Annotated in this window: 2 protein-coding genes; both read right to left on the minus strand. The window is 68.1% G+C overall.

Annotated elements, in window-relative coordinates; all coding sequences use genetic code 11:
* Nucleotides 1-413: 413 nt before the first annotated feature.
* Nucleotides 414-764, minus strand: coding sequence for a 50S ribosomal protein L19 (gene rplS, locus SAHL_RS01715; RefSeq protein WP_123589696.1), 351 nt, complete (start codon nt 762-764; stop codon nt 414-416).
* Between the two features lie 144 nt (nt 765-908).
* A complete protein-coding gene (trmD, locus tag SAHL_RS01720) occupies nt 909-1,652 on the minus strand; it encodes a tRNA (guanosine(37)-N1)-methyltransferase TrmD (RefSeq protein ID WP_123589697.1) in 744 nt (247 codons plus the stop codon).
* Between the last annotated feature and the right edge of the window lie 155 nt (nt 1,653-1,807).

The raw sequence follows: 1,807 nt of genomic DNA on the forward strand, positions 1-1,807 counted from the left end.
AACCGCACGCGGTGGGCGATTAGCCGCCCAAGCCGCGGTCATCGCTGGCTTGATGCAATATCCGGGCTAGCTGTCGAGCGGGGGTGGAAAGAGGCGGAGTGCGCGCCGTGACGCTGCGCAGGCCTACCGCAATACCGGATTGCCGCGCCTTGTGAAGTTCATCGGGGCGCCGGCCTTCGGGCCGGGCCGCGCGTCCGGCGGCGCCTCGCGGCGTTGCGCGTCCGGATGCTGGCGCGCCACGATCGATCACTACCCTTGTCAGAATACGATCTGCGATCTCCAATACGGCGCTGCCGTCGCGCGTCAGCAGGCCGGAGTCGCGTTTCTGCGATGTCGTGCGGGCGCCCAACGAGAAACGGCGCCTCGAGGGCGCCGTTTCCGGGCAGATCGCGGTCGGACCGCGAGGCGCTGTACTACGACAGCTTTTCCTTGATGCGCGCGGACTTGCCGGAGCGCTCGCGCAGGTAGTACAGCTTGGCGCGGCGCACATCACCGCGGCGCAGCACCTTGATCTCGGCCAGGTTCGGGGAGAAGGTCTGGAAGACGCGTTCGACGCCCTCACCGTAGGAGACCTTGCGTACCGTGAACGCGGAGTTCAGACCGCGATTGCGCTTGGCGATGACCACGCCCTCGAACGCCTGGAGACGCTCGCGCTCGCCTTCCTTCACGCGGACCTGCACGACCACGGTATCGCCGGCGGAGAATTCCGGAATCTGCTTGCCGCCTTTCTGCTCGGCTTCCAGTTCGTCGATGATGTTGCTCATGGCCTGCCTCTTTGCGTTCTCGAAAGCCGCTGGGGCTATTGAAGACGCGGGAGTATACCGGAACTGCCGGCCTTTTTCGCCACCCTCGACGGAAAATTTTTCGTCTTCGTGCCCGCTGCGGCCGGCGATTCGCGCATCATGCGATCACTCGCCCCGCTCGCTGATGAATTCGGCCAGCAGTCGCTCCTGCTCAGCGCTCAGCGTCAACCGATCGAGCAGGTCCGGACGATGCAGCCAGGTGGCCCCGAGCGCCTGCTTTTCGCGCCAGCGCGCGATCCGGGCGTGATCGCCGGACAACAGGACCTCGGGCACGGCGCGTCCGAGCGCGGCGTCCGGACGCGTATAGTGCGGATGATCCAGCAGCCCGGTCGAGAACGAATCCTGCACCGCCGAGCGCGCATCGCCGAGCACGCCGTCGAGCAGCCGGGCCACCGCGTCGATGATCATCATCGCCGGCAACTCGCCGCCGGAGAGCACCACGTCGCCGATCGACAGCTGGACGTCGACACGCGCGTCGATGAAGCGCTGGTCGACGCCCTCGTAGCGGCCGCAGCAGAGCACGAAGCCGGGGCCGGCGGCCAGCCGCTCGGCCCAGGCCTGATCGAAGCGATGCCCCTGGGGCGACAACAGGATGACCGGCGCCCGGTCATCACCGCGCGCGGCCGCCACGGCATCCAGCGTGCGCGCAAGCGTCGGCGCGTCCATGACCATGCCGGGGCCGCCGCCGTAGGGCCGATCGTCGACCCGGCCGCTGGCGTTGTCGGCCCGGTCACGCGGATTCCAGGTATTCAGCGCCGGGCGGGATTCGCGCAGACCTCGCCCCACGACGCCGTATTCCCGAAGTCCGGCGATCCATTCCGGGAACAGCGAAACGACGTCGATACGCATGCGGCAGCTAGTCCCTGTGTCGTCCGGTTCTCATCACTCAAGCCCCACCGCGGCGTCATCAGTACGAGGCGCGGCCCAGCGTCGACGGTCTCGCCTGAAGCAACGACCCGGCACCTCGGCCGAGCTCGCGGCCGGCGGGCGGCGATCGGCACGAC

It is taken from the genome of Salinisphaera orenii subsp. halophila YIM 95161, assembly GCF_003732545.1.
Classification (GTDB): Bacteria; Pseudomonadota; Gammaproteobacteria; order Nevskiales; family Salinisphaeraceae; genus Salinisphaera; species Salinisphaera orenii_A.

What these genes read in the sequence shown, in the direction of transcription:
- rplS (WP_123589696.1), bottom strand. Translation starts at nt 764, where the DNA reads ATGAGCAACATCATCGACGAACTGGAAGCCGAGCAGAAAGGCGGCAAG.
- trmD (WP_123589697.1), bottom strand. Translation starts at nt 1,652, where the DNA reads ATGCGTATCGACGTCGTTTCGCTGTTCCCGGAATGGATCGCCGGACTT.